Below are 245 nucleotides of genomic sequence, written 5' to 3'. Positions count from 1 at the left end.
GATCAACGACTATACGATTTTCCATAGCTGTGCGTCCTAATAACATTCTAAACTTCATTGACGCACGACTTGTTAATGTAATTTCTATTGGCCAACTAAATTCGCCGGCATGTAATGTAGTTTCAATAAAGTAACGCAATTCTTTTTGGCCACTAGAGCTGGTAACGTACTTCATCTTTTTAACTTTGGCATTGCAGGTAATTTGCGTTTGCTCGTCTTCTTGCAATGGTTGGGCTGTAAATTTA

Annotated in this window: 1 protein-coding gene; it reads right to left on the bottom strand. The window is 38.0% G+C overall.

Annotated elements, in window-relative coordinates; translation table 11 throughout:
* Window positions 1-245: putative ATP-dependent zinc protease (locus AAEZ22_RS18560; RefSeq protein WP_352298560.1), on the bottom strand; the 245-nt coding region annotated here is incomplete at both ends.

Source organism: Pseudoalteromonas sp. 20-MNA-CIBAN-0454 (assembly GCF_040308685.1).
In the GTDB taxonomy this organism is placed as follows: Bacteria; Pseudomonadota; Gammaproteobacteria; order Enterobacterales; family Alteromonadaceae; genus Pseudoalteromonas; species Pseudoalteromonas nigrifaciens.
This window is presented reverse-complemented; position numbering and strand designations above follow the sequence as displayed.